The organism is Arthrobacter sp. T572, assembly GCF_056780115.1.
This window is the reverse complement of record NZ_JBRAZQ010000002.1, coordinates 3,424,791-3,445,902: the sequence shown is the minus strand read 5'-3', so window position 1 is coordinate 3,445,902 and position 21,112 is coordinate 3,424,791. Positions and strand designations below refer to the sequence as shown.

The following is a 21,112-nucleotide window of genomic DNA, read 5'->3' as shown; positions in this document are numbered from 1 at the left end:
GGGGGTTAGCAGGCAGGGCGCAGGGGCATCCGGCGCCGCAGGGTTTGGTTCCATCGGTTGGCGGGAAGTCCGGGGTGGAGGGCGGCCATGCCCGTGGCGAACTTGGAGATACGGCAGGGACGGACACCGTTGGCCCAGAGATGCCTGTCCAGCGGTCCGGGCGCGGAACCGGACTTGGTTTCCAGCACGACCGCTTCATCCAGCAGCCAGGGCCGGCCGCCGGGACGTTGCCAGGTGACATCGGTGTCGATGGTCGCCCGGCTGCCTGACCGGGGAAGGTACAGCGTGGTGCGGTTGTAGCGGGTGGACAGTACGGGTTCCAGTGGACCGTATTCTGCGTCGCCGATCGCTGCCGCGAGGGTCTCGTTGACGTAGGCGAGTCCTTCGTCGGTCAGCCTGTCGCGGTCGCCCGGCTCGTAGGGAATGCGTTCCTTGACGGTGGCTTCCCGTGCCCCCTCGGTCTTGACTTCAAGGAAGCTCACATTGCTGTCCACGTAGGTGCGGGTCCGGATTTTGAACCGCCTGCGCCTGCCATGGGCTGCCAGCATGTAGCTGTCCAGTGCGGGGGTGTCGAAGTAGACGGAGTCGTAGTCGAACATCCGTATCCCGTCCATATCCAGCACCCGCGCTTCTGCGTGGAAAGTGCCCAGGAGCCGCCGAGCCGTGGCAGAGGGCACCAGGTACTTGCGGTCAACGCGTGTCAGCAGCGCGGCTTCTTGGGTGAGCTCGTCAAGCCCGACGGCGGGCAGTTGGTCAAGGTTCGGAATGATCGGGTCCTGCCCGGGGCGGCTCATGCGGCACCAGCAGTGGTGGTGGAGGAGTGCCGGGCACCGGGCAGTTCCTGAGGTGCCGGGGCGAGCGCGCCGGCCGGTTGGTCGAAACCGAGGGCTGTCCGGGGGAGCTCCGGAATCCTGCGCACTGCGTACCGGACATCCACGATCGTTTTGTCGTTGACGAGGTCAAGTTCCTGAACGGTTGCTGCATGGACGGTTCCGTTGAGGACTTCTTCAAGGCGGACGGTGAGTTCCTGTTCGTCGCTGATGGCCCGGTCCAGGACTACGGTCTGGTGGCGGTAGGCGGGAAGGACCTTGGGGTTGTCTCCCACGAACATCACCAGCAGTACCAGGGCCATGAGCGACAACGTCAGCCACAGGGGTTCCACGCCGATGCCGGCGATCAGGCCCAGGGCCAGGGCGGAGAAGTAGTACGCCACCTCGTGCTGGGCCAGTTCCGTGGACCGGAGGCGAATGATCGACAAGACCCCGAACAGCCCCAGGCCGAGTCCCAGACCGGCAGCGGATCCGGACAGTGCGGTGGCAACTGCGAGGACTCCTGCGTTCATGCCGAGGTAGGACACCACCAGGTCGCGGCGGCGGTGCCTGCGGAGGTAAAGGGCGAGGGTCAGGACGGTGATGGCGGCGAGGTCGGCTGCAATAAGAATGATGGTGTTCATCGGAATCTCCGGAATCTGTTGGTCGGCTGGTTTCCACGATTCCCGGCCCGGCTGTGCTGAAACTGTGCCGGGGCCAAGGCTGGGATATGACTTTCGACGGCGGCCGGTTCAGTAACGTCCTTTGCGGCGGCCTCCGCCGCGCGGGACCTGCCCGCAAAAAGGAACCGCTGCTGGACGGCGTAGCTCACGCCGAGGAGGGCCAACTCGGTGACGAGCTTGGCCGGCAGGTCCGGAACGGCCAAGGAGGTCAGGGACCACATGCTGGCGTAATTGGCAGACAGAAGGACCAGCACCAGCGCCACGTAGCCGCTGGCAGCCGAGCGAAGTGACTTTTCGCCATGCCCGAACACCAGGTTCCGGTTCACCATGAAATTCACGGCCGCGCTGATGGCTCTGGCACCAACCACCGCCAGCAGCAGGGAATCCGTGAGCGACGTCAGCACCAGGAACGCCACGGTGTCCACCAGGAACGCTGAGAGCGATGATCCCAGGAACTTCAGCAAGGGCGCGTAGATCCTGATCGAGTCGGCCACGGGCCGGAAATGTGATCCCGAGTTGTGGTCCAGGTACACGGTTGCGATCTCTACAGTGTCTATGCCGTAACCCGCACGTTTGGCTTCGAGCAGCAGGTTGAGCTCGTACTCGTAGCGTTGGCCGGGGACGGTCAGCAGCCACGGAATCATGTCCGCGCGGTAGCCACGAAGGCCGGTCTGCGTGTCCGGGAGTCCCTGTCCCGTTGCGAGCCTGAACAGCCAACGCGTCACAGTGTTGCCGAACCTGCTCCTCGCGGGGACAGCACCCGTGAACGTCCGGCAACCCAGGACCATGGACGCGGCGACTCCGCGGAGCCGGCTTCCAACGGCAAGGATGTCGGCAACGGCGTGCTGGCCGTCGCTGTCGGCGCACACCACGTCATGGCCGGGGAACCGCTCAAGGATGAAGGAAAGTCCGCTCTTGAGGGCGTGGCCCTTTCCACTGTTCACGGCGTAACTGAGCACATGGCACCCGAGCCGGGTGACGCCGTCGAACACGTCCTGGAAGGCGGGGCCGGAACCGTCGTCGACCACAACGATGGTGATCCACGGATCGGCGTCCCGGAGGTTGCTGACAAGGGAAATGAGCTCTTGGTCCGGCTCGTATGCCGGTATCAGGATGATCATGGCTACTGGGCGATGTAGAGGATGTCCGAAGTACCGCGCTCCTTGTTCCCGCCGAGCGGGTTGTTCACCAGTGATCCGTTGAAGTACATGGTGGACGAGCCGCCGCCGTCGATGTTGTACGCGGTGGTAGCGCCGAGGCCTTGCATGATTTCCGCCAGCTCCGTCATGGTGACGCCTGCGGAGTAGCCGGGGCTCCGGCCATCCACCACCACGAACACCAAGTGGTTTTGGTCGATCACCCCGACTGCCGTGCGCGGCTGCTCACCCTGGATGGAGTGGTTGCCGAAGTTCGTGTCCACTTCCACGTCTTCGATGCCCGAGGCGATCCAACCGTCCTCCAGCAGGGACGGTCCGAAGGAGAGCGTGTTCCAGACTCCGTCGGCGATGAGTTGGTCGGCCGTCGTGGTGGTCTCGTCATAGACCTTGACCGTGCCGTCTTTGTAGAAGGCGATGCCCTGGCGCGCGCCCTCATCGCGGTACACCACTCCATTGCGGATCACGATGCCCGTGTCCCGGAAGCCGTAGTAGTCGCCGTTGATCGCGAAGATCGCGTTGTGGTCTTCGGCAATCGCGGACGTTGTCTCCGTGATGTTCTCGCCGTAAGTGTCTTCGGCAAAGGCGGATTTCAGCGTGGTGGCGTCACTGAGGACGACGTCGGCGACGTAGTAGGTGACGGTGCTGTCACCGCTGCCTGTGGTCACCGTGGAAATGGTGACGCCGGTGTCGCCCTGGGTGTAGCTGGTGTCCGTGACGGTGGCGCTCGCCGAAGTGTCCGCCGTCGTGGTGGTTCCGGCCTGGTTTGCCTCATATTCAGTGACATTGGTGATCTGGGCATGCGGGATGACGAAGCGGTCCAAAGCCCATGCTGCGGCACCTCCCGCAGAGAGGCTGACCGCCAGGACGGCGGAAACGACGGCGCGCCGGGTCCGGCTGCCCTTACGGTGGTCTGTTGTTGGGGGAGTCATGCCTCATTTGTACGGAGGCAGGCTACGCCGGAGGTTTGCTGGACTTATGCGTGGGCTGTGAAGGTTTATGGGCGCAAGCGTTCGGCTTCCCGGGCCGCTTGCTCCAAGCGGTAGCGGTGGGCAGCCAACTCCTCGGAGTTCCGTACGGGGATGTTGGGATCGTTGGGCCGCTGCCCCGCTTGGCCGTCGATGAGCTCCCGGATGATGTCCGCGTGGCCTGCGTGCCGGGCTGTTTCGACGCACATATGCACCAGGATTTGGTGCAGGGTCACGTGCTTCTTCTCCTCGGACCACCACGGCACCACACCGGGTGCGTCCAGCGGGAGTGCCTCGATGGTTTCGTCGCTGTGCTTCGCGGAGAAGTGATGCAGTTCCATAATTTCTTCGCGGCTCTCGGTGGCCGGAACCCACATGTCCGCATCCGGCTCCGCTGTAAGTTCATACCAGGGCAAAGCGCGATCGCTCGGCCGCCCGAAGGTCTCCCCGAAATACCCCAGCTCCACGCTGGCAACGTGTTTCACCAGCCCCAGCAGGTTGGTTCCCGTGGGCGTCATGGGCCGGCGGGCATCGTATTCGCTGAGGCCCTCTACTTTGCCGAGCAGGTCCGCCCGGCGGGTCCGGAGATAGGTGAGCAACGTCGCTTTGGCATCCATGGGAGCACTCTACCGATCCCCGCCTCCCAACTGGGTCGCATTTGTGCGCGTTATGAACGCTCAAAACGCGCACAAATGCTACGCAGTTGGGGCACGACGGCGGTGCTACCGCGGGCTTTTGTCGATGACGCAGAAGCGGTTGCCGTCCGGGTCTTCCAGAACCACGAAGTCCGGTTTTTCCGGGTACAGGTCCCAATCCACATGCGCTGCGCCGAGGCCGATGAGCCGCTCGATCTCGGCAGCCTGGTTGTCCGCGTAGAGGTCCAGGTGGATCCGGGGGTGTTCCTGGACCGGGGTTTCGCTGAACGACAAAGCGAGCTGGGCCCCCGGACCGGAGGCCGGAACAAGAATCACCCACGTGTCATCACCGGGTTCACGGGGCACATAGCCCAAGGCGGACTGCCAGAATTCCGTAGCGCGAGCGAGGTCGTTCACGCCCAGGACAATGCTGCCGATGCTCAACATGTGCCCAGCGTAGTCCCTTGTTGCGGCAGCGGACCGGGTGCAACAGTGGACCATGGCCACCGAAGATGACGTTAGAAGGATCTGTCTGGGCCTGCCCGGCGTGACCGAACGCCTGAGCTGGGAGCAACCGGCCTGGTTCGCCAAGACCCTCATGGCCCGGATGTGGGAGGACGGGGTTGTCACGGTCAAGACCGATGAACGCGAGGCGCTCGCGGGTACTGAACCGGGCACGTACTTCTGGACCCCGCACCACGATCGCTCCCCGAACCTGGTCCTCATCCGCCTGGACAGGATCGAAGTGGGAGAACTCGACGAACTGCTCCAGGAGTCGTACCGGATCGCCGGCGCTCTCAAGTAGGCGTACGGCCCGCGTACCCCACCCAACTAAGTAGCAGCAGAGCGCGTTTTGAGCCCTCAAAACGCGCACAAATGCGACCCAGTTGGGTGCTCGGGCTAGACTCGGCCGCATGGGGGACAACGACACACTTGGGGAACACAACACACCGCAGCCTGCACGGAAACTGACCGCCGTCGTCGTGCCTTTATTGGGGCTGGTCGCTGTGCTGGTGGGGGTGGTGGTGGCGTGGACCAGCCTGAACGCGGAGGTGGGGTGGTTCGCCTACGCGCCCCTCAGCAATGAGGTGTTCGTGGGGAATAACGGGTCATTCCTGAGCAAGGACACACAACTGGGCGTGGCCATATCAGTCGTTGGCCTGATCGTCCTCGCGTTCTGGGCCGGGCTCGCCGTGGGCCGTCGCCGGTAACCGCCTCCGCCAAACCGCCGACTTCGCCGGAAAACGACGAAATCGCCGGAACGTTCCCTGCGAAAGGGCAGCGTTCCGGCGATCTCGAGCGAAAATCAGGTCAGTTTCACCTGGCGGTTCATGTCCTTGTACAGCAGGTACCGGAACTCGCCCGGCCCACCGGCGTAGCAAGCCTGCGGGCAGAACGCGCGCAGCCACATGAAGTCACCGGCCTCCACTTCCACCCAGTCGTTGTTGAGCAAGTACATGGCCTTGCCCTCAAGGACGTACAGGCCGTGCTCCATGACGTGGGTTTCCGGGAACGGAATCACGCCGCCGGGCTGGAACGTGACAATGTTGACCTGCATGTCGTGCGCGAGGTCGCTGGAATCCGTGAAGCGCGTGGTCTTCCAGACGTCGTTGGTGTCCGGCATGGACGTGGGCTCAATGTCCTTCTCGTTGGTCACGAAGGACTTCGCTTCGTAGCCCTCGAGCCGCTCGTAGGCCTTGCGGATCCAGTGGTAGGAGACGATGTCGTTGGAGACGTTCTCCACGCCCCACTCCGCACCGGCGGCGAGGTACGCGTAGCCGCCCTCTTCGAGGTGGTGCAGTTCGCCGTCGAGGGTCAGGTTGAGCTGGCCCTTTGTCACGAAGACAACGCCTTCAACACCCGGCTCGAACTCCGCTTTTGGAGCACCGCCGCCCGGAGCGATCTCCACGATCAGCTGCGAGAACGTGGTGGCGAAGCCGGAGATGGGACGCGCGATGATCCAGGAGCGCGTGTTGGTGAAGCCCGGCAGGTTGCTGGTCACGATGTCCGTGAGGACGCCCTTGGGGATCACGGTGTAGGCCTCGGTGACGATGGCCCGCTCGGTGGTCAGGTGGGTCTGCGGCGGCAAGCCACCGGTCGGGTAGTAATAGTTGCCCATCAGGGTGCTCCTTATCAGTGCGAAGTTGGTTGTGCGAGCCGCGGGTGCGCCAGTGCGGTCAGCTGTGAAAGTTCGACGCCGGCAAGCGCCTTGACCTCGTCGGTCCCCACTGCGCCGCACTGGACGCCGCGCAGGACGAATCCGGCCAAGGCGCGTGCGGTGGCGGGTTCGTCCATGACGCCGCCTTCGGTCCGTTCGACATAGTTGCGCAGGCGCAGCGCCGCGGCCGGGAGGCCTTCGCGGTAGAAAGCGTACGACGCCGAGAAACGGCTGGGGAGCTGGGCGGCGTGGAGATCCCAGCCCTGGTAGTAGCCGTTTTCCAGGGAGCGGCGGACCAAACGGCCGTGCAGCTTCCAGGCGTCTTCCACGGCGTCACCGACGGGGATGATGTTGGTGGAACCGTCGGAGAGGCGGATGCCCGTGCCGGCAACGGCGAGCTGCATGACTTCCTTGGCGAAGTCGGCCACCGGGTGTTCCATGGACTGGTATTCCGCGGAGATGCCGAGGGAGGCGCTGTAGTCGTAGGTACCGTAGTGCAGTGCGCTGATCCGGCCGGGCACCACGTGCGGGAGCTGTGCCACGGGAGAGGTTCCGTCCGCACCGAGGATGAGCTGCGGGGTTTCCACCTGCACCTCGAAGCGGAGCCGGCCGGCCGGGAGTCCGAGGACTTCCTCAAGGCGGGACACTGCGTAATCCATGGCCTGGACCTGGGCCACCGTGGTGACCTTGGGCAGGGTAAGGATCAGTCCGGCGGGAAGCTCCCCGGCCTCAGCCAGTGTGGACACGAACAGGTCCAGGGTCTTCAGGCCACGGGCCCGGGTGGGGGCCTCGAAGCACTTGAATCGGATGCCGATGAAGGGCGGAGCCGTTCCGGCCGCAACTGCAGCGGCAACGGCCTTGGCGGCAGCAACGACGTCGGCATCTTCTGCCTCGTCGCCCCGGTCGCCGTAACCGTCCTCGAAGTCCAAACGCAGGTCCTCGATGGGCTCGGAAGCGAGCTTGGCAGCAACCCGGGCCGCGACAGCGGCTGCGAGGTCGGGCTCCTGGCCCAGCAGCTGTCCCAGCTTTTCCAGGCCACCGTGTGCCTCCGCCGTCGCGAGTGCCTGGGCGCCCCAGTCAGCCACGAAGGTGGGCGTGAAGCGGTCGGCCGGGACGTAGACGGTGTGGATTGGCTGGCGGGAACCGTCGTCGCCGGGGTAGTTACGGTCGAGCAACTGGTCCGTGGCGGCGAGCTGTGTCTCGATGTGGGCCAGATCGGAAGGGGAGAAGGAACTCATCTCAGCCCACCAGCTCATACGCGGGCGTGGTGAGGAAGTCCGTGTACTCGTCGGAGAGGCAGATGTCCTCGATCAGCTTGGAAGCCGGCTCGTAGTACTTGGTGAAGTTCTCGTCGCCGAATTCGATGCGCAGGCGCTCGGTCTCTTCGCCGAGGATCCGGGTCACGAGTTCGCGCGTCACGGTGTTGCCCGTGTCCGCGAGGATGGACTTGTTGCGGAGCTGCTGCCACACCTGCGAGCGGGAGATTTCCGCCGTCGCCGCGTCCTCCATGAGGTTGTGGATGGCCACGGCGCCGCTGCCTGAGATCCAGACGCCGGTGTAGGCGACGGCGACGTAGAGGTTCAGGCGAAGCCCGGCTTCGGTGACGGTACCGCCGGCGGAGGCGACGTCGATCAGCTGCTCGGCGGTGACGTTCACCTCGGGACGCTGCTTGTCGATCTGGTTCGGGCGGTCGCCGAGCACGGAGTCGAACACTTCGCGACAGGTGGAAACCAGGTCCGGGTGGGCAACCCAGGAGCCGTCGAAGCCGTCGTTTGCTTCGCGGGTCTTGTCGGCGCGGACCTTGTCGAAAGCTGCGGCGGTGACGTCCGGCTGTTTGCGGTTGGGGATGACGGCGGCCATGCCACCCATGGCGAAGGCGCCACGCTTGTGGCAGGTCTTGACCAGGAGCTCGGTGTAGGCCCGCATGAAGGGTGCCGTCATGGCCACGGTGGCGCGGTCCGGGAGGACGAACTCCTCGCCTGCATCACGGAAGTACTTGATGATGCTGAACAGGTAGTCCCAGCGGCCGGCGTTGAGGCCGGAGGCGTGGTCGCGGAGTTCGTAGAGGATCTCGTCCATCTCGAAAGCGGCTGGGATGGTCTCGATGAGGACCGTGGCGCGGATGCTGCCCTGCGGGATGCCGAGGTAGTCCTGGGCGAACACGAAGACGTCGTTCCAGAGGCGTGCTTCAAGGTGGCTTTCCATCTTGGGCAGGTAGTAGTACGGACCGTGGCCGTTGAGCAGGAGCTGCTTGGCGATGTGGAAGAAGTGCAGGCCGAAGTCCACCAGGCCGCCGACCGTGGGTTCGCCGTCGATCAAGAGGTGGCTCTCCTCCATGTGCCAGCCACGCGGGCGGGCCACAACAACGGCCAGGGGAGCATCCGTGCGGAGGCGGTATTCCTTGCCCTCGGGGGAGGTGTAGCTCAGGGTGCCTTGGGCTGCGTCGCGGAGGTTGAGGATCGCGTCGATGACGTTGGGCCACGTGGGGGTGGAGGCGTCTTCAAGGTCGGCGAGCCAGACCTTGGCGCCGGAGTTCAGTGCGTTGATGGCCATCTTGGCCGGAGTGGCCGGACCGGTCATTTCCACGCGGCGGTCCTGCAAAGCTGCCGGTGCCTCGGCAACCTTCCAGTCGCCGTCGCGGATTTCCTGGGTTTCCGGGAGGAAATCCAGGCGGCTTGTGTCGGCAACCTCCTGGCGCTTGACCTTGCGCGCCTGGAGGAGATCGTTGCGGGTTCCGGCGAAGCGCTTGTGCAGTTCCTCGATAAAGGCCAGGGCTTTGGGGGTGAGGATTTCCTCGGCGCGTTCGATCGGCCGGGGATCGGTGACTGTAATAGCCATGGGAGCGGATTCCTTTGTCTATAGTGCGCTGGTGCTAGCGGGCTGCGTTTGCGTGGGCGGCTGCAGCGACGGCGGCAGCTACCTCGGCGGCAACATGGGGATCGAAGACGCTGGGGATAATGTAGCTCGCGTTGAGCTCATCGTCAGCCACGCGGTTGGCGATTGCTTCAGCGGCAGCTACCAGCATGTTCGGAGTAATGTCCGATGCTCCGGCGTCCAGCAGGCCCCGGAAGAAGCCCGGGAAGGCCAGCACGTTGTTGATCTGGTTCGGGAAGTCGCTGCGTCCCGTTGCCACCACGGCTGCGTGCTTGGACGCGATGGTCGGGTCGATTTCCGGCGTTGGGTTGGCCATGGCGAACACAATGGCGTTCTCGGCCATGGAGGCAACCTGCTCTTCGCCGATCACGTGCGGCGCGCTGACGCCGATGAACACGTCCGCGCCCTTGAGGGCATCGTGGAGGCTGCCGGAGAAGCCTTCTTCGTTGGTGTTCGCGGCAATCCAGGTGCGGTGTTCGTCGTCGTACTTCTCGCCCGAGTGGATGGCGCCCGAGCGGCCGGCGGCGACGATGTGCTGCGCGCCCTGGGCCTTGAGGAGCTGGATGATGGCGGAACCGGCAGCGCCGACGCCCGAAACCACGATCTTGACTTCGGACAGCTTCTTGTCCACCACGCGCAGTGCGTTGACCAGGGCTGCCAGGGTAACGATCGCGGTGCCGTGCTGGTCGTCGTGGAAGACCGGAATATCGAGTTCTTCGCGGAGGCGGTTCTCGATCTCGAAGCAGCGCGGTGCGGCGATGTCCTCGAGGTTGATACCGCCGTACACGGGGGCCATGGCCTTGGCGATCTTGATGATCTCCTCGGTGTCCTGGGTGTCCAGGCAGACCGGCCAGGCATCCACGTTGGCGAACTGCTTGAACAGCGCGGCCTTGCCCTCCATGACCGGAAGCGCTGCGGCGGGGCCGATGTTCCCCAGGCCCAGGACGGCGGAACCGTCGGTGAGGACGGCGATCGTGTTGCGCTTGACCGTCAGGTTGCGGGCAGCGGCGGGGTCTTCTGCGATGGCCAGGCAGACGCGTGCGACGCCGGGAGTGTAGGCGCGCGAAAGATCGTCGCGGTTGCGCAGGGCTACTTTGGGGACGACCTCAAGCTTGCCACCGAGGTGCATCAGGAAGGTGCGGTCGGAGACGTGCTGGACCGTCACGCCGTCGAGGGCGTTCAGGGCGTCCTTGACGCGGCCGGCATGGGCGTCGTCGGTGGTGTTGCAGGTGACGTCCACGACGATGGTCTCGTGGTGGGATTCCGTGACGTCCAGGGCGGTGATTGCGGCACCCGCCGCGCCAACGGCAGCTGCCAGTTCGCTGGTGGCAGTGAAGCTCGACGGCGCGGAGACGCGCAGGGTGATCGAGTTACCGGGGCTCGGATTCGCCATTGAAATTCCTCCTGTTAGGCCCGTTCCCGGGCCGCCGTTACAACCGAATGTTTTCGTATTATGGATATTATTATCTACAAAGTGGAAACACAACCCCTCGGCCGGTCATGTTCGGTGTCGTCGCGGGCAGGCCGTGCGTGCTGTATCTTGGGTGTTCTAAGCAATTCTTTTCACGATGCGGATAAGAGTTGTCGGAATCTGAGTCATTGGAGACAAGGACATGGCTGAAAAAGCCTCCGGAGGCGTGCAGTCCGTTGAGCGCGTCTTTGAGCTGTTGGAACTGATCACGGAAGCAGGCGGAGACGTCACGCTGAGTGAACTGTCATCCTCTACGGATCTGCCCCTGCCCACCATCCACCGTCTGCTGCGGACCCTCGTGGCGCTCGGCTACATCCGCCAGTTGCCCAACCGCCGCTACGCCTTGGGCCCCCGGCTCATCCGGCTCGGGGAAGGCGCCAGCAAGCAACTTGGTGCCGTGGCGCGCCCGCAGCTGAAGACCCTCGTGGAACGGCTCGGCGAAACGTCCAACATGGCCGTGCTCGACTCCGACATGGTCATCTACGTGGCCCAGGTCCCGTCCATGCACTCCATGCGCATGTTCACGGAGGTGGGCCGCCGCGCCCACACGCACGACACCGGCGTAGGAAAGGCCATCCTGGCCCAGCTCGACGACGAGCAGGTCCGCGGCATCGTGGCCCGTACCGGCATGCCCACCCCCACGGCCAAGAGCATCGGCGACATCGACTCCCTGCTCGCTGACCTCAAGGTGATCCGGGAACGCGGCTACTCCATCGACGAAGAAGAGCAGGAGCTTGGCGTCCGCTGCTTTGCCATGGCCGTGCCCAACGCCCCTACACCCACGGCAATCTCGGTCTCCGGGCCGATCACCCGTGTGGACAGCAGCTTCGGAGACCGGGCCGTACCCCTCCTCCGCGAAGCGGCCCAGGCGATCTCCGCCGAGCTCAACCAGAACTGATCCCCGCCCTCCACCGCCAGCCCCGCCGAGATGGCACTTAATGACAGTGTTTACCGCAAACATTGTCATTAAGTGCCAACTCGACGGGGCTTTTTGGCGCATGGTGAGCTTTCCCTTAAGCCGGCGAAAGACGGCAGTGCCCCCAAGGAAACACTGCCGTCTTTCTTGGTCGCCGTGAGTCAGTGCTCGGACGCCGAGGTGCTCTTGAGCGGGACCTCGTTACCGTCGGCGTCGATCAACTTGCCGTTCTCAAAGCGGTCACCGTGCTCCAGGCACTTGATGTCCTCGGACGTGACCACACGCTCCGTGCCGGCGACGAACACCGACTGGTTGTCCGAATTCCCGGCCTTGAAGTGGTTGAAGATGATGTTCAGGATGATCGCCATGACCGCCGCCGAGCTGATGCCCGAGTGGAAGATCGTGGAGAACCAGGAGGGGAACTGGTCGTAGAACTTGGGTGCAGCGATCGGGATCATGCCGAAGCCGATCGAGGCAGCCACGATGATCAGGTTCATGTTGTTCTTGTATTCGACCTTGGCGAGGGTGCGGATACCGCTGGCGGCAACTGTGCCGAAAAGTACGACGCCGGCACCACCCAGGACGGGCGTCGGAACCGCTGCGACCACGCGGCCGAGGATCGGCAGGAGGCCCAGGACCACCAGGATCACGCCACCGGCGCTGACGACGAAGCGGCTCTTGATGCCGGTGATGGCCACGAGTCCAACGTTCTGCGCAAAAGCGCTCTGCGTGAAGGAGTTGAACAGCGGGGAGATGGCGCTGGAAAGCATGTCTGCGCGGAGGCCGTCACCGATGCGGCGGGAGTCCACCTTGGTGTCCACGATCTCGCCCACAGCGATGATGTCCGCGGAGGTTTCTGTCAGTGTCACCAGGATGACGATCAGCATGGAGATGATGGCGGCGATTTCAAACGTCGGTGCACCGAAAGCGAACGGGGTGGGGAAGGCAACGATGTCGCCCTGGCCAACTTTGGAGAAGTCCGTCATGCCCGCGACGAAAGCGATGATGGTACCGATCACCATGGCCAGCAGGATTGAGAGGCGGGAGATGGCTGCGTTGCCCACCTTGCTCAGGAGCAGCACGACACCCATGGTTGCGGCTGCGAGTCCGATGTTGGCCATGCTGCCGTAGTTCTCAGCCTTGGCGTTGCCACCCATGGCCCAGTTGGCGGCCACGGGCATCAGCGTCAGGCCAATGGTGGTGATGACAGTGCCCGTCACCACCGGCGGGAAGAATTTGATGATCTTGGAGAACAGGGGAGTGATGGCCAGGCCGATCAGCGAGGCCACGATCACTGAGCCGAACACCGCCTGGATTCCGCCTCCGCCCTGCACGATCGCCACCATGGTGGACACGCCGGCGAAGGACACGCCCTGGACCAGGGGAAGCTGCGAACCGAAGAACCGGATGCCCACGGTCTGCAGGATGGTGGCGAGGCCGCCGACGAAAAGGCAAGCGGCGATCAGGAGCCCGATGTCCTGAGACGACATGCCCGCGGCTGCGCCGATGATCAGGGGCGGAGCGATGATGCCGCCGTACATGGTGAGAACGTGCTGGAAGCCGTAGGCGAACGTGCTTCCGATCGAGAGCCGTTGGTCCTCGGGACGCTGTGGTTTCTGCACGCCCTGATTGGCGGGGCGGGACTTCTTCTTGGTGTTCATGGCAGACTTTCTGGGTTCATGGCAGACGTCTTCGTCTGGCTAACTGTGTCTGGCTAACAAAAGTGTGTAGTTTTTGGGGTCGGGTTTGTGTGCAGGTCCCGCTGTTGCGGGGCGGCCCTGGGGTGTCCTTGGGCGGAACCTGCACACAAACCCGGTGGCTTGGCGCGCGGCTTTAGTAGCGCGGCTTAAGCCCGGTGGTGCTTAGCAGAAGCCGGCGATGCCCATCCAGGCAAGCGGCGCGGCCGTGGTGTTGTCGCGCTGGACGGTTGCTTCAATGAGGCCGTACGGGCGGTCGGCGGCGTAGAAGACCTCGTTGGGGTTGTCCAGGCCGAACGGGCCAAGATCAACCAGGAAGTGGTGCTTGTTGGGCATGGAGAACTTGATCTCGGCGACTTCGCTGTGTGCCTCAAGGACCTTCTTGCCCATGTCGAAGAGGGTCTGCTGCAGTGCGTGCGAGTAGTTCTCCGTGAAGCCCTCGAGGAGGAGGGCCTTGATGTCCTCGTAGCTCTTGTTGAAGTCCGTGGCTGCTGCGTCCAGGTTGGTGTTGTAGCGCCAGCGGGCGGAGACATCCGTAGCCAGGATGCGGTCCGTGGTTTCCGGCAGGGTGGTGTACTTGTCGCGCGGGTAGCCGACGAAGCCGGACTGCGTGGTCTTCAGGACGGTCAGGTCCTTGAGGCCGGAGACGATGTGGGTGGTTGCGCCATCGCGGACGACGACGGCGGTACGCACCTCTTGTCCGTTGCGGACGAAGCTGTGGTCGTGTCCCTGGCCGTGTGCCTGGATGCGCTCCCAGGCGTAGGACTCAGCTTCCCAGCGGCCACCGGTAACCCAGGAGAACTCCCCGGTGAAGTGGTCCGCGAGGCGCAGCAGGAAGGCCTCAGGCGAGCCGACGCCTTCACGGGCGAACGCGTAGACGGTGTTCTTCTGGGTGTCGGTGGCTACCACGTGGCCGTTGTCGCCCTGGAGGTGGGCTGCCTCGAAATCGCCCCGGAGCTGCGAGGTGACGTTCAGGTCTTCGATCTGGTGGCGGTCGGTATCCCGGGTGACCTTGACGACGCGGACTTCTGCTTTGCCGTACTGGTTTTCGCCGAGGACGATGTTGTTGCTCATGGTCATATCCCAACTTCTGTGAGGTGGAACCTACGTTCCATCAATGAAATTAAGCGAGTGTTTCCACTGCGTTTCCGGTGGAGCCGACCCCAACAAAAAAGAGCCGGCATCCATGGATGCCAGCTCATTACGACCCTGCCTGCTGCTCTCAGGTTACGTGACCTACGCCACGAACTCATTCGAGAGTAGCTTACGAATTCGGCATGTGTATACGGGTTCGGGGTGATCGTTATGAACTATCCGAATGTGACCGGGGCAACTCAGTCACCCTCGAAGGGGGTCTTGACGCCCGCTTTCCCATTCTCCTAGACTTTCCACATATCAATAAAAAGTTTCCGAATTGCGGAACTCTTGGTTTGGCAAGCGAGCGCATGAAAGAGGAGGAACAGATGGACTCGAAGGATACGAACAACGTCGTGGAATTCCCGGCACCGGGTCAGGAGCTGTACCTGCCCTTTGGTGCGACAGATCCCGACTTTTACATTCCGGCCGACTGCGACCGCAAGGCCACCGGGTTCTCCCGCTGGCTGCGCGCACTCCCTGTCTTCGGCCGGCAGCGCCCCTGACCTGCAACAGGGGCGCGGACTCTGCGCAACAGAGCCAACGAGGCGGGCGGCACCTGGGGAGGTGCCGCCCGCTTCTCCCGTGCCCGGCGCTCGAAGTCGCCGGAAGGCTGCCAAGACGCCCTAACCTTCCGCGCGAAATGGGCATCTTCCAGCGTTTTCGCGCGAGTGCAGGGCGGCGAGCAGGCCGGATTTGCGTCGCGTCACATTCGCGCGGGGTGTGGCGCGGATCACGTAAGCTGGGCAAACGGCCACCCTATGGGTCTTGAAGGTCGTCGTGGCCCCCTTGTTTGGGTCGCACTTGCTGGCTCGATGGCATGCGGACAAATGTCCGTACGCGTCGCACTGCAGCAGGTCGAGCAATGGCTGGTGCTCGTCATCGAGCTGTGCCGGGACACTGATGCCCGGCTGATAATCCCTGCCTGGCAGGTGACAGAAAGAGCCGGAGCTGGGGGTCTGGCGCCGCAGCAGCATCATTCAGGCTGCTTCCCCAAAGGAATACAAAGTCATGAAACGCACCTTCGTCACGCTGGGGGCGGTGATCGTTGTGGCCCTTTCGGGTTGCACGGATCCCGGTACGCCGCCGCCTACAGAGAGCCCGAGTGCAACGTCGACGGCGGAACCGACGTCGACCCCCACGGATTCGACGGGATCTCCAACCGGCACACCCGAACCGACAGCTACGTCGACCGCCAGCCCCAGTCCGACGGCCAGCGAGGAGCCGACGCCGACAGCGTCACCAACCACGACGCCGACGCCGACAGCGTCACCAACCACGACGCCGACGCCGACAGCGTCACCAACCACGACGCCGACACCAACGCCCACCACGCCTCCGGGCCCGGGTAGCCTCGCCAACCTGGCCCGGATTCCGTGGGACGGCGGACCCGCCTATTGGGCCAAGTTTCCCGGCGCGGCGCAGCTCAATGATCCGAATCTGTTCCCCGTTGCCGTGTTCTTCGGTAAGCCCGGACACGCTGCAGCGTTGAAGGACATTGGCGTCAACGTGTTCCAGGATGCCGAACATGACGGATCGCCGATATCAACCATCACCAGCACGGGCATGCTTGTCATGGCCGGGCAGGAATGGACGCGGGCGGAGGTAGGAAACGACCCCAACGTGGTCGGCTGGACCACGTACGACGAGTGCGACATGGGACTCGGTTGCGGCGGTGCCAATACCGAAGAGAACCTGGCACGCATGCAGGCTCTGGTGGACAGGATCCGGAGCTACAATGACGGACGGTTCACGTTCGCGAATTACTCAAAAGGCATTCTTGGTACGTGGTGGGCCTCCGGGACCATGGACGACTTCCTGGCCGTTGTGGACGCCGCGAGCGTTGACAACTACGCCTACACATCCCCGCCTGTTGGTGACGCCATCAGGCAGTCGCCGCATTGGCCGGCAGGCGCCAATCCAATGACGGCTGCAGCATATGGCTGGCAGATCGACCGCGCCCGGTCCTACCAGGCAACGCCAGGGATCCACCCCAACTGGATCTTCGTTGAGTCCGCCAGGCCTTATCTGTCGGAGTCCAACGCCAGGACCATCACTCCCGAGCAGATGGAAGGCGCCATGTGGTCCGGTATCATTCACGAGGCACGGGGAATTTCCATTTTTCAACACAACAACGATCCCCAATTCGGGAATTACAGCCTGGTTGACATCCCTGCTGACCGGAAGGCCAGCATCAAGGCCGCACTGGCCAAAATCCAATCGCTGGCTCCGGTGTTGAACACGCAGAGTTATGCCTGGAATGCCGGCGCCACGGGTACCGACACCATGTTGAAGGCCAAGGATGGCAGCGCCTACCTGTTTGCCGGCATCGGCCTCAATGGCAACACCGGTTCCAAGACGTTTACCCTCCCCGCTGGAATTACGGGAACCCAGGCGGAGGTGGTGGGAGAGAACCGCACCATCCCCATCCAAAACGGCAAGTTCACGGACTCTTTCGCAAACGAGTACACGCACCACATCTACAAGGTCACGATCTAGCAGAGCCGCGTCGACGCTGGAGATTGACGCGACAGTGCAAGCAGCGAGACCGCCGGAAGCATGCGAAATCGCCGGAACGTTCCCCACGAAAGGGACGCGTTCCGGCGATTTCGTGCGTGCCGGACCCTACCCCGCCACGAGCTTCCGTGCCGCCGCAGAGTGCTCGGCGATCAACTGAGCCACGTCCAGATCAGGAATCGCCCCGTCCACAACACGCCACGAACCGCCAACCATCACGCGGTCTGCCCGGTCTGCGCCGCACAGCAACAAGGCCGCTACGGGGTCGTGGCTGCCCGAGAACCGCAACTCATTCGGCTTAAACAGTGCCAGGTCGGCCTGCAAGCCCGGAGCCAACTGCCCAATGTCGGAACGCCCAAGAACCGCAGCGGACCCACGTGTTGCCCAGCCCAGTGCGCGGGATACGGGAACCGAAGCGCCGTAACGCAGCCGCTGTAGGTACAGGGCCTGGCGTGCTTCGAGGATCATGTTGGACGCATCGTTGGACGCGGAGCCATCAACGCCGAGGCCCACAGGAACGCCGGCATCCTCAAGTTCCAGCACGCGTGCGGTACCGGAGGCCAACCGCATGTTCGATGTCGGGCAATGCGCGACGGCGGTGCGCGCGGCTCCCAGCCTGGCGATCTCCTCGTCGTTGAAGTGGATACCGTGTCCCAACCAGGTCCGGGATCCGAGCCAGCCAACGGATTCCAGGTAGTCCACGGTCCGGAGGCCGAACATGGAGCGGCAGAAGTCTTCCTCGTCGATGGTTTCGGCAAGGTGCGTATGCAGGCGGACGTCGTATCGCTCGGCCATGACCGCGGATTCGGCCATGATTTCCTTGGTCACCGAGAAGGGCGAACAAGGTGCCAGTGCGATCTGCACAACAGCCCCGGGACCTGTCTCGTGATGCTGGCGAATCAGCCGTTCGCTGTCCGCAAGGATCGCCTCGGGTGACTGGACCGTGGTCCGGGGCGGCAGCCCGCCGTCGTCCTCTCCGAGTGTCATGGAGCCGCGCGTCAGGGTGGCCCGCATCCCCATGGACCGGACGGCGGCGACTTCAATGTCGATGGCGTCTTCCATGCCGTCCGGAAACAGATAGTGGTGGTCGGCGGCCGTAGTGCACCCGGACAAAAGCAGCTCGGCCAAGGCAACCTGCACGGCGAGTTCCAGGCTTCGTGGGGTAAGCCGCGCCCACACCGGATAGAGGTTCTGCAGCCAGGGGAAGAGGGGTACGTTGGCCACCGGCCCCCAGGCGCGGGTTAGTGTTTGGTAGAAGTGGTGGTGCGTGTTGATGAGACCGGGAAGCACCACGTGGGAGGATGCGTCGAACTCGGCGCATGGCATGGAAGGTTGTCCGCCGGAAGGCACGAGTTCAACGATCGTGCCGTCGTCGGAAATTACCAGTCCGTTGCCGGCGTCGAGTTCGTTTGCGGTGAAGATACCCAGGGGGTTTTTGATCCAAAGCATGGAGGGCTCCTTGTCTGGTCGGCATGTATGCGTTCCAGCTCAGTTCGGCCCTGTCTGCTGATCCAGGAACCGGCTGCCCAGAGAGGCGCCGGTCCAGAAAAGCGTAGAAGGCCCGACGGCGGCAGTCAACGCCCGCAGTAAGGGTCGCCGGTCACATTGGCGCACCAAGCGGCGGCAAGGCACGCTTGGTTTGTAATTTCGCATGACGAAATTAAGTTTTCAAAAAACTATGGCGCGGCTCACAAACGTGGTGCTACGCTCTTACTGCCAAAGGCGGGCACCCGGACCTCGGGAAGCTATCTACCAGGCGCAACTTAACCTTCATCGCACATGCTGAAGCCTGGTAACCAAGCAACTGGAGCTCCTCTTTGCGGCGCCCCCCAACAGGTCACCCGGCTTCCAAGCACTAAAGGAAGTCGCAACATGAGTACAACCGTCACGGCCGAGCAATTCCTGGCCACCTCCATTGAGCTGGCAACGGCCAATGTCCTCAACAGCGGAGGGCCGTTCGGCGCCGTCGTTGTTACCGCGGACGGACAAGCCTTCCAAGGCGTCAACCGCGTTACCGCCTCGAACGATCCCACCGCCCACGCAGAAGTCACGGCCATCCGCAACGCCTGCCGCGAACTGGGAACCTTCGATTTGAGCGGTGCCACCCTCTACACCAGTTGCGAACCATGCCCCATGTGCCTGGCGTCCGCACTCTGGGCCCGCATCGACCGCGTGTTCTTCGCCGCGGACCGCCACGACGCCGCCTCGGTGGGCTTCGACGATGCTGTCTTCTACGAGTACTTCGAGAACGACAACCGGGACGACCTGATGCCGGTAGCCAAGCTGGAACTGGGCGACCCCCAGGCCCCGCCGGTCATCCAGCCGTTCACCACGTGGAACACGCTTGATTCCAGGATTGATTACTAGGGCCCGGTGGCTGACATGGAAATCCTGGATACCGCAGAAATGCAAAAAGCAGCTGAGAAGCAGGCTGCGCTCTTCCCCAACGGAGGCGCAGAGCCCACAGCTGCAAACGTGAAACGCGCTGCAGGAGCGGCCGGCAACGGCAAGAAGCCTCCGAGCTTCCTGGACAAGTTCTTCCAGATCACCCAGCGCGGCTCCACCTTGGCCCGCGAATTCCGCGGCGGCCTGGTGACGTTCTTCACCATGGCGTACATCGTCATCCTCAACCCGCTCATCCTCGGAGGCTTCTCGGCCGACAACGCCCCCACGGACGTTGCCGGCGGATGGCTCTCCGCAGCACAGGTTGGTGCCGTCACCGGCCTGACCGCTGGCGTCATGACCATCGTCTTCGGTTTGGTCGCCAACCTTCCCTTCGGACTCGCGGCGGGCCTGGGCATCAATTCCTTCCTGGCAGTCGCCGTGATCCAGGAAGTCACCTGGCCTGAGGCCATGGGCCTGGTGGTCATTAACGGCATCCTGATCGTCATCTTCGGCGCCACGGGTGCCCGGACCGCGATCTTCAAGGCGGTACCCAAGGAACTCAAGGCTGCCATTACCGTTGGCATCGGCCTGTTCATCGCTTTCATTGGCTTCGTCGACTCCGGATTCGTCCGCCCCACCACGGGTGGTCCTCCGGTCCAGCTCGGCAATGGTGGATCCATCACCTCCATCCCCACCCTCGTTTTCATTGTCGGATTGCTGGTCATGGGTATCCTCGTGGCACGCAGGATCCAGGGCGGCCTGCTCATCGGCATCGTCGCTACGACCGTCCTCGCCGCTGTTGCCGAGGCCGTGTTCCGGATCGGTCCCGGCTCGGCAGACAACCCCGGTGGCTGGCACCTCAACACCCCGGTGCTTTCCGGCCAGCTGGTTTCCGTCCCGGACCTGAGCCTGGTGGGCCAGTTCGATCTCTTCGGTTCGTTCGCCAGGATCGGCGGGCTCGCTGCCACCATGCTGGTCTTTACCCTGGTGTTCACCAACTTCTTCGACGCCATGGGCACCATGACCGGCCTGGCCAAGAGTGCAGGCGTGGCCCACAAGGACGGTACGTTCCCCAAGCTCAAGTCGGCTTTCATTGTTGAAGGCATGGGCGCAGTGGTGGGTGGCGCAACCTCGGGTTCGTCCAACACTGTTTATATCGACTCGGCCGCAGGCATCGGCGAAGGCGCCCGCACCGGCCTGGCCTCCGTGGTCACCGGTGCCCTGTTCCTCGGATCGATGTTCTTCACCCCGCTGACCTCCGTGGTCCCGCTCGAGGTCGCAGCTGCGGCTTTGGTCGTGGTCGGCGCGATGATGATGGCCCAGATCCGCGAGATCAAGTTCACCAAGTTCGCGATCGCCCTCCCGGCCTTCCTGACCATCGTGACCATGCCGCTGACGTACTCCATCGCCAACGGGATCGGCGTCGGGTTCATCTCCTTCGCCGTGGTCAACGCGGCGTCTGGCGAGGCCAAAAAGGTCCACCCGCTCATGTGGGCGGTCACGGCGGGGTTCATCATCTACTTCGCCCGCGGTCCGATCAACGCCCTGATGGGTATCTAGCCGGAACCCCGCAACCCGGGCCGGCGGGTTCTCCGGCACTCCGATCGGCGGTCCTGACGGAACCCCACCGCACGAATAGGCGTCCGCCGTCGTGGTCCCCTGACAGAGGGGACGACGGCGGGCGGCGGCGGGGAGCCCAAAGGTTCCGCTT

21 protein-coding genes are annotated in these 21,112 nt (G+C 63.6%); 8 read left to right on the top strand and 13 right to left on the bottom strand.

From position 1 onward, the window contains the following. Positions 1 to 5: 5 nt before the first annotated feature. The 6 genes from ACUYMZ_RS17105 to ACUYMZ_RS17080 all read right to left on the bottom strand — a co-directional run bounded on the left by ACUYMZ_RS17105 (position 6) and on the right by ACUYMZ_RS17080 (position 4,696). Entirely contained in the window at positions 6 to 794 is a 789-nt protein-coding gene (locus ACUYMZ_RS17105; RefSeq protein ID WP_481604741.1) for a polyphosphate polymerase domain-containing protein, read from the bottom strand. Next, positions 791 to 1,453 (bottom strand): DUF4956 domain-containing protein, encoded by a 663-nt coding sequence (locus ACUYMZ_RS17100; protein WP_481604739.1) that lies wholly within the window; start codon positions 1,451 to 1,453, stop codon positions 791 to 793. Before ACUYMZ_RS17100 ends, ACUYMZ_RS17105 begins: the two co-directional genes overlap by 4 nt. Continuing rightward, complete coding sequence (locus ACUYMZ_RS17095; RefSeq protein WP_481604737.1) at positions 1,450 to 2,613, bottom strand: GtrA family protein; 1,164 nt, start codon at positions 2,611 to 2,613, stop codon at positions 1,450 to 1,452. Before ACUYMZ_RS17095 ends, ACUYMZ_RS17100 begins: the two co-directional genes overlap by 4 nt. A gap of 2 nt (positions 2,614 to 2,615) precedes the next feature. Beyond that, a complete protein-coding gene (locus ACUYMZ_RS17090; protein ID WP_481604735.1) occupies positions 2,616 to 3,578 on the bottom strand; it encodes a phosphodiester glycosidase family protein in 963 nt (320 codons plus the stop codon). Positions 3,579 to 3,643: 65 nt separating this feature from the next. Then, entirely contained in the window at positions 3,644 to 4,231 is a 588-nt protein-coding gene (locus tag ACUYMZ_RS17085; RefSeq protein WP_481604733.1) for a DinB family protein, read from the bottom strand. Between the two features lie 105 nt (positions 4,232 to 4,336). Next, the gene (locus tag ACUYMZ_RS17080; RefSeq protein WP_426004023.1) at positions 4,337 to 4,696 is read right to left on the bottom strand and encodes a VOC family protein; all 360 of its coding nucleotides are present in this window, start codon (positions 4,694 to 4,696) and stop codon (positions 4,337 to 4,339) included. Between the two features lie 52 nt (positions 4,697 to 4,748). On the opposite strand from ACUYMZ_RS17080, the gene ACUYMZ_RS17075 reads away from it, so the two are divergent. Together ACUYMZ_RS17075 and ACUYMZ_RS17070 are read left to right on the top strand one after the other, a co-directional pair. Then, positions 4,749 to 5,054 (top strand): MmcQ/YjbR family DNA-binding protein, encoded by a 306-nt coding sequence (locus ACUYMZ_RS17075; protein WP_481604729.1) that lies wholly within the window; start codon positions 4,749 to 4,751, stop codon positions 5,052 to 5,054. Positions 5,055 to 5,163: 109 nt separating this feature from the next. Continuing rightward, complete coding sequence (locus tag ACUYMZ_RS17070) at positions 5,164 to 5,460, top strand: hypothetical protein (protein ID WP_481604727.1); 297 nt, start codon at positions 5,164 to 5,166, stop codon at positions 5,458 to 5,460. Positions 5,461 to 5,555: 95 nt separating this feature from the next. Here the strand turns inward: ACUYMZ_RS17070 and ACUYMZ_RS17065 are convergent, their stop codons facing one another. From ACUYMZ_RS17065 to ACUYMZ_RS17050, 4 genes are read right to left on the bottom strand one after another with little or no spacing between them, the layout of a single operon-like run. Then, on the bottom strand, positions 5,556 to 6,368 hold the full coding sequence (locus tag ACUYMZ_RS17065; protein WP_426004019.1) for a bifunctional allantoicase/(S)-ureidoglycine aminohydrolase: 813 nt from the start codon (positions 6,366 to 6,368) through the stop codon (positions 5,556 to 5,558). Between the two features lie 14 nt (positions 6,369 to 6,382). After that, complete coding sequence (locus ACUYMZ_RS17060) at positions 6,383 to 7,645, bottom strand: DUF6986 family protein (RefSeq protein WP_481604725.1); 1,263 nt, start codon at positions 7,643 to 7,645, stop codon at positions 6,383 to 6,385. Between the two features lies 1 nt (position 7,646). Beyond that, positions 7,647 to 9,245, bottom strand: a complete 1,599-nt coding sequence (aceB, locus tag ACUYMZ_RS17055) for a malate synthase A (RefSeq protein ID WP_481604723.1) — start codon at positions 9,243 to 9,245, stop codon at positions 7,647 to 7,649. A 34-nt stretch (positions 9,246 to 9,279) separates the two neighbouring features. Further along, entirely contained in the window at positions 9,280 to 10,674 is a 1,395-nt protein-coding gene (locus tag ACUYMZ_RS17050; protein WP_442423728.1) for an NAD-dependent malic enzyme, read from the bottom strand. Between the two features lie 220 nt (positions 10,675 to 10,894). Between ACUYMZ_RS17050 and ACUYMZ_RS17045 the strand changes: the two genes are divergently transcribed. Further along, positions 10,895 to 11,650, top strand: a complete 756-nt coding sequence (locus ACUYMZ_RS17045) for an IclR family transcriptional regulator (protein ID WP_426004014.1) — start codon at positions 10,895 to 10,897, stop codon at positions 11,648 to 11,650. A gap of 179 nt (positions 11,651 to 11,829) precedes the next feature. Here ACUYMZ_RS17045 and ACUYMZ_RS17040 read toward each other — a convergent pair whose 3' ends face one another. Together ACUYMZ_RS17040 and pucL are read right to left on the bottom strand one after the other, a co-directional pair. Further along, positions 11,830 to 13,329 (bottom strand): nucleobase:cation symporter-2 family protein, encoded by a 1,500-nt coding sequence (locus ACUYMZ_RS17040; protein WP_426004013.1) that lies wholly within the window; start codon positions 13,327 to 13,329, stop codon positions 11,830 to 11,832. Positions 13,330 to 13,530: 201 nt separating this feature from the next. Beyond that, positions 13,531 to 14,445: a factor-independent urate hydroxylase gene (pucL, locus tag ACUYMZ_RS17035; protein WP_481604721.1), complete on the bottom strand. Its 915-nt coding sequence runs from the start codon at positions 14,443 to 14,445 to the stop codon at positions 13,531 to 13,533. 383 nt (positions 14,446 to 14,828) lie between these two features. Between pucL and ACUYMZ_RS17030 the strand changes: the two genes are divergently transcribed. From ACUYMZ_RS17030 to ACUYMZ_RS17020, 3 genes are all read left to right on the top strand, one after another. Then, positions 14,829 to 15,005, top strand: coding sequence for a hypothetical protein (locus ACUYMZ_RS17030; RefSeq protein ID WP_400268482.1), 177 nt, complete (start codon positions 14,829 to 14,831; stop codon positions 15,003 to 15,005). Between the two features lie 324 nt (positions 15,006 to 15,329). Beyond that, positions 15,330 to 15,851, top strand: a complete 522-nt coding sequence (locus tag ACUYMZ_RS17025) for a hypothetical protein (protein ID WP_481604718.1) — start codon at positions 15,330 to 15,332, stop codon at positions 15,849 to 15,851. A gap of 136 nt (positions 15,852 to 15,987) precedes the next feature. Next, positions 15,988 to 16,998: a hypothetical protein gene (locus tag ACUYMZ_RS17020; protein WP_481604716.1), complete on the top strand. Its 1,011-nt coding sequence runs from the start codon at positions 15,988 to 15,990 to the stop codon at positions 16,996 to 16,998. A gap of 126 nt (positions 16,999 to 17,124) precedes the next feature. Here ACUYMZ_RS17020 and ACUYMZ_RS17015 read toward each other — a convergent pair whose 3' ends face one another. Beyond that, on the bottom strand, positions 17,125 to 18,465 hold the full coding sequence (locus tag ACUYMZ_RS17015) for an 8-oxoguanine deaminase (protein WP_481604714.1): 1,341 nt from the start codon (positions 18,463 to 18,465) through the stop codon (positions 17,125 to 17,127). Positions 18,466 to 18,888: 423 nt separating this feature from the next. Here ACUYMZ_RS17015 and ACUYMZ_RS17010 point away from each other — a divergent pair, with 423 nt between their 5' ends. Together ACUYMZ_RS17010 and ACUYMZ_RS17005 are read left to right on the top strand one after the other, a co-directional pair. Continuing rightward, complete coding sequence (locus ACUYMZ_RS17010) at positions 18,889 to 19,383, top strand: nucleoside deaminase (protein WP_426004007.1); 495 nt, start codon at positions 18,889 to 18,891, stop codon at positions 19,381 to 19,383. A gap of 6 nt (positions 19,384 to 19,389) precedes the next feature. Next, positions 19,390 to 20,961, top strand: a complete 1,572-nt coding sequence (locus ACUYMZ_RS17005; protein ID WP_481604712.1) for an NCS2 family permease — start codon at positions 19,390 to 19,392, stop codon at positions 20,959 to 20,961. Positions 20,962 to 21,112: the final 151 nt, after the last annotated feature.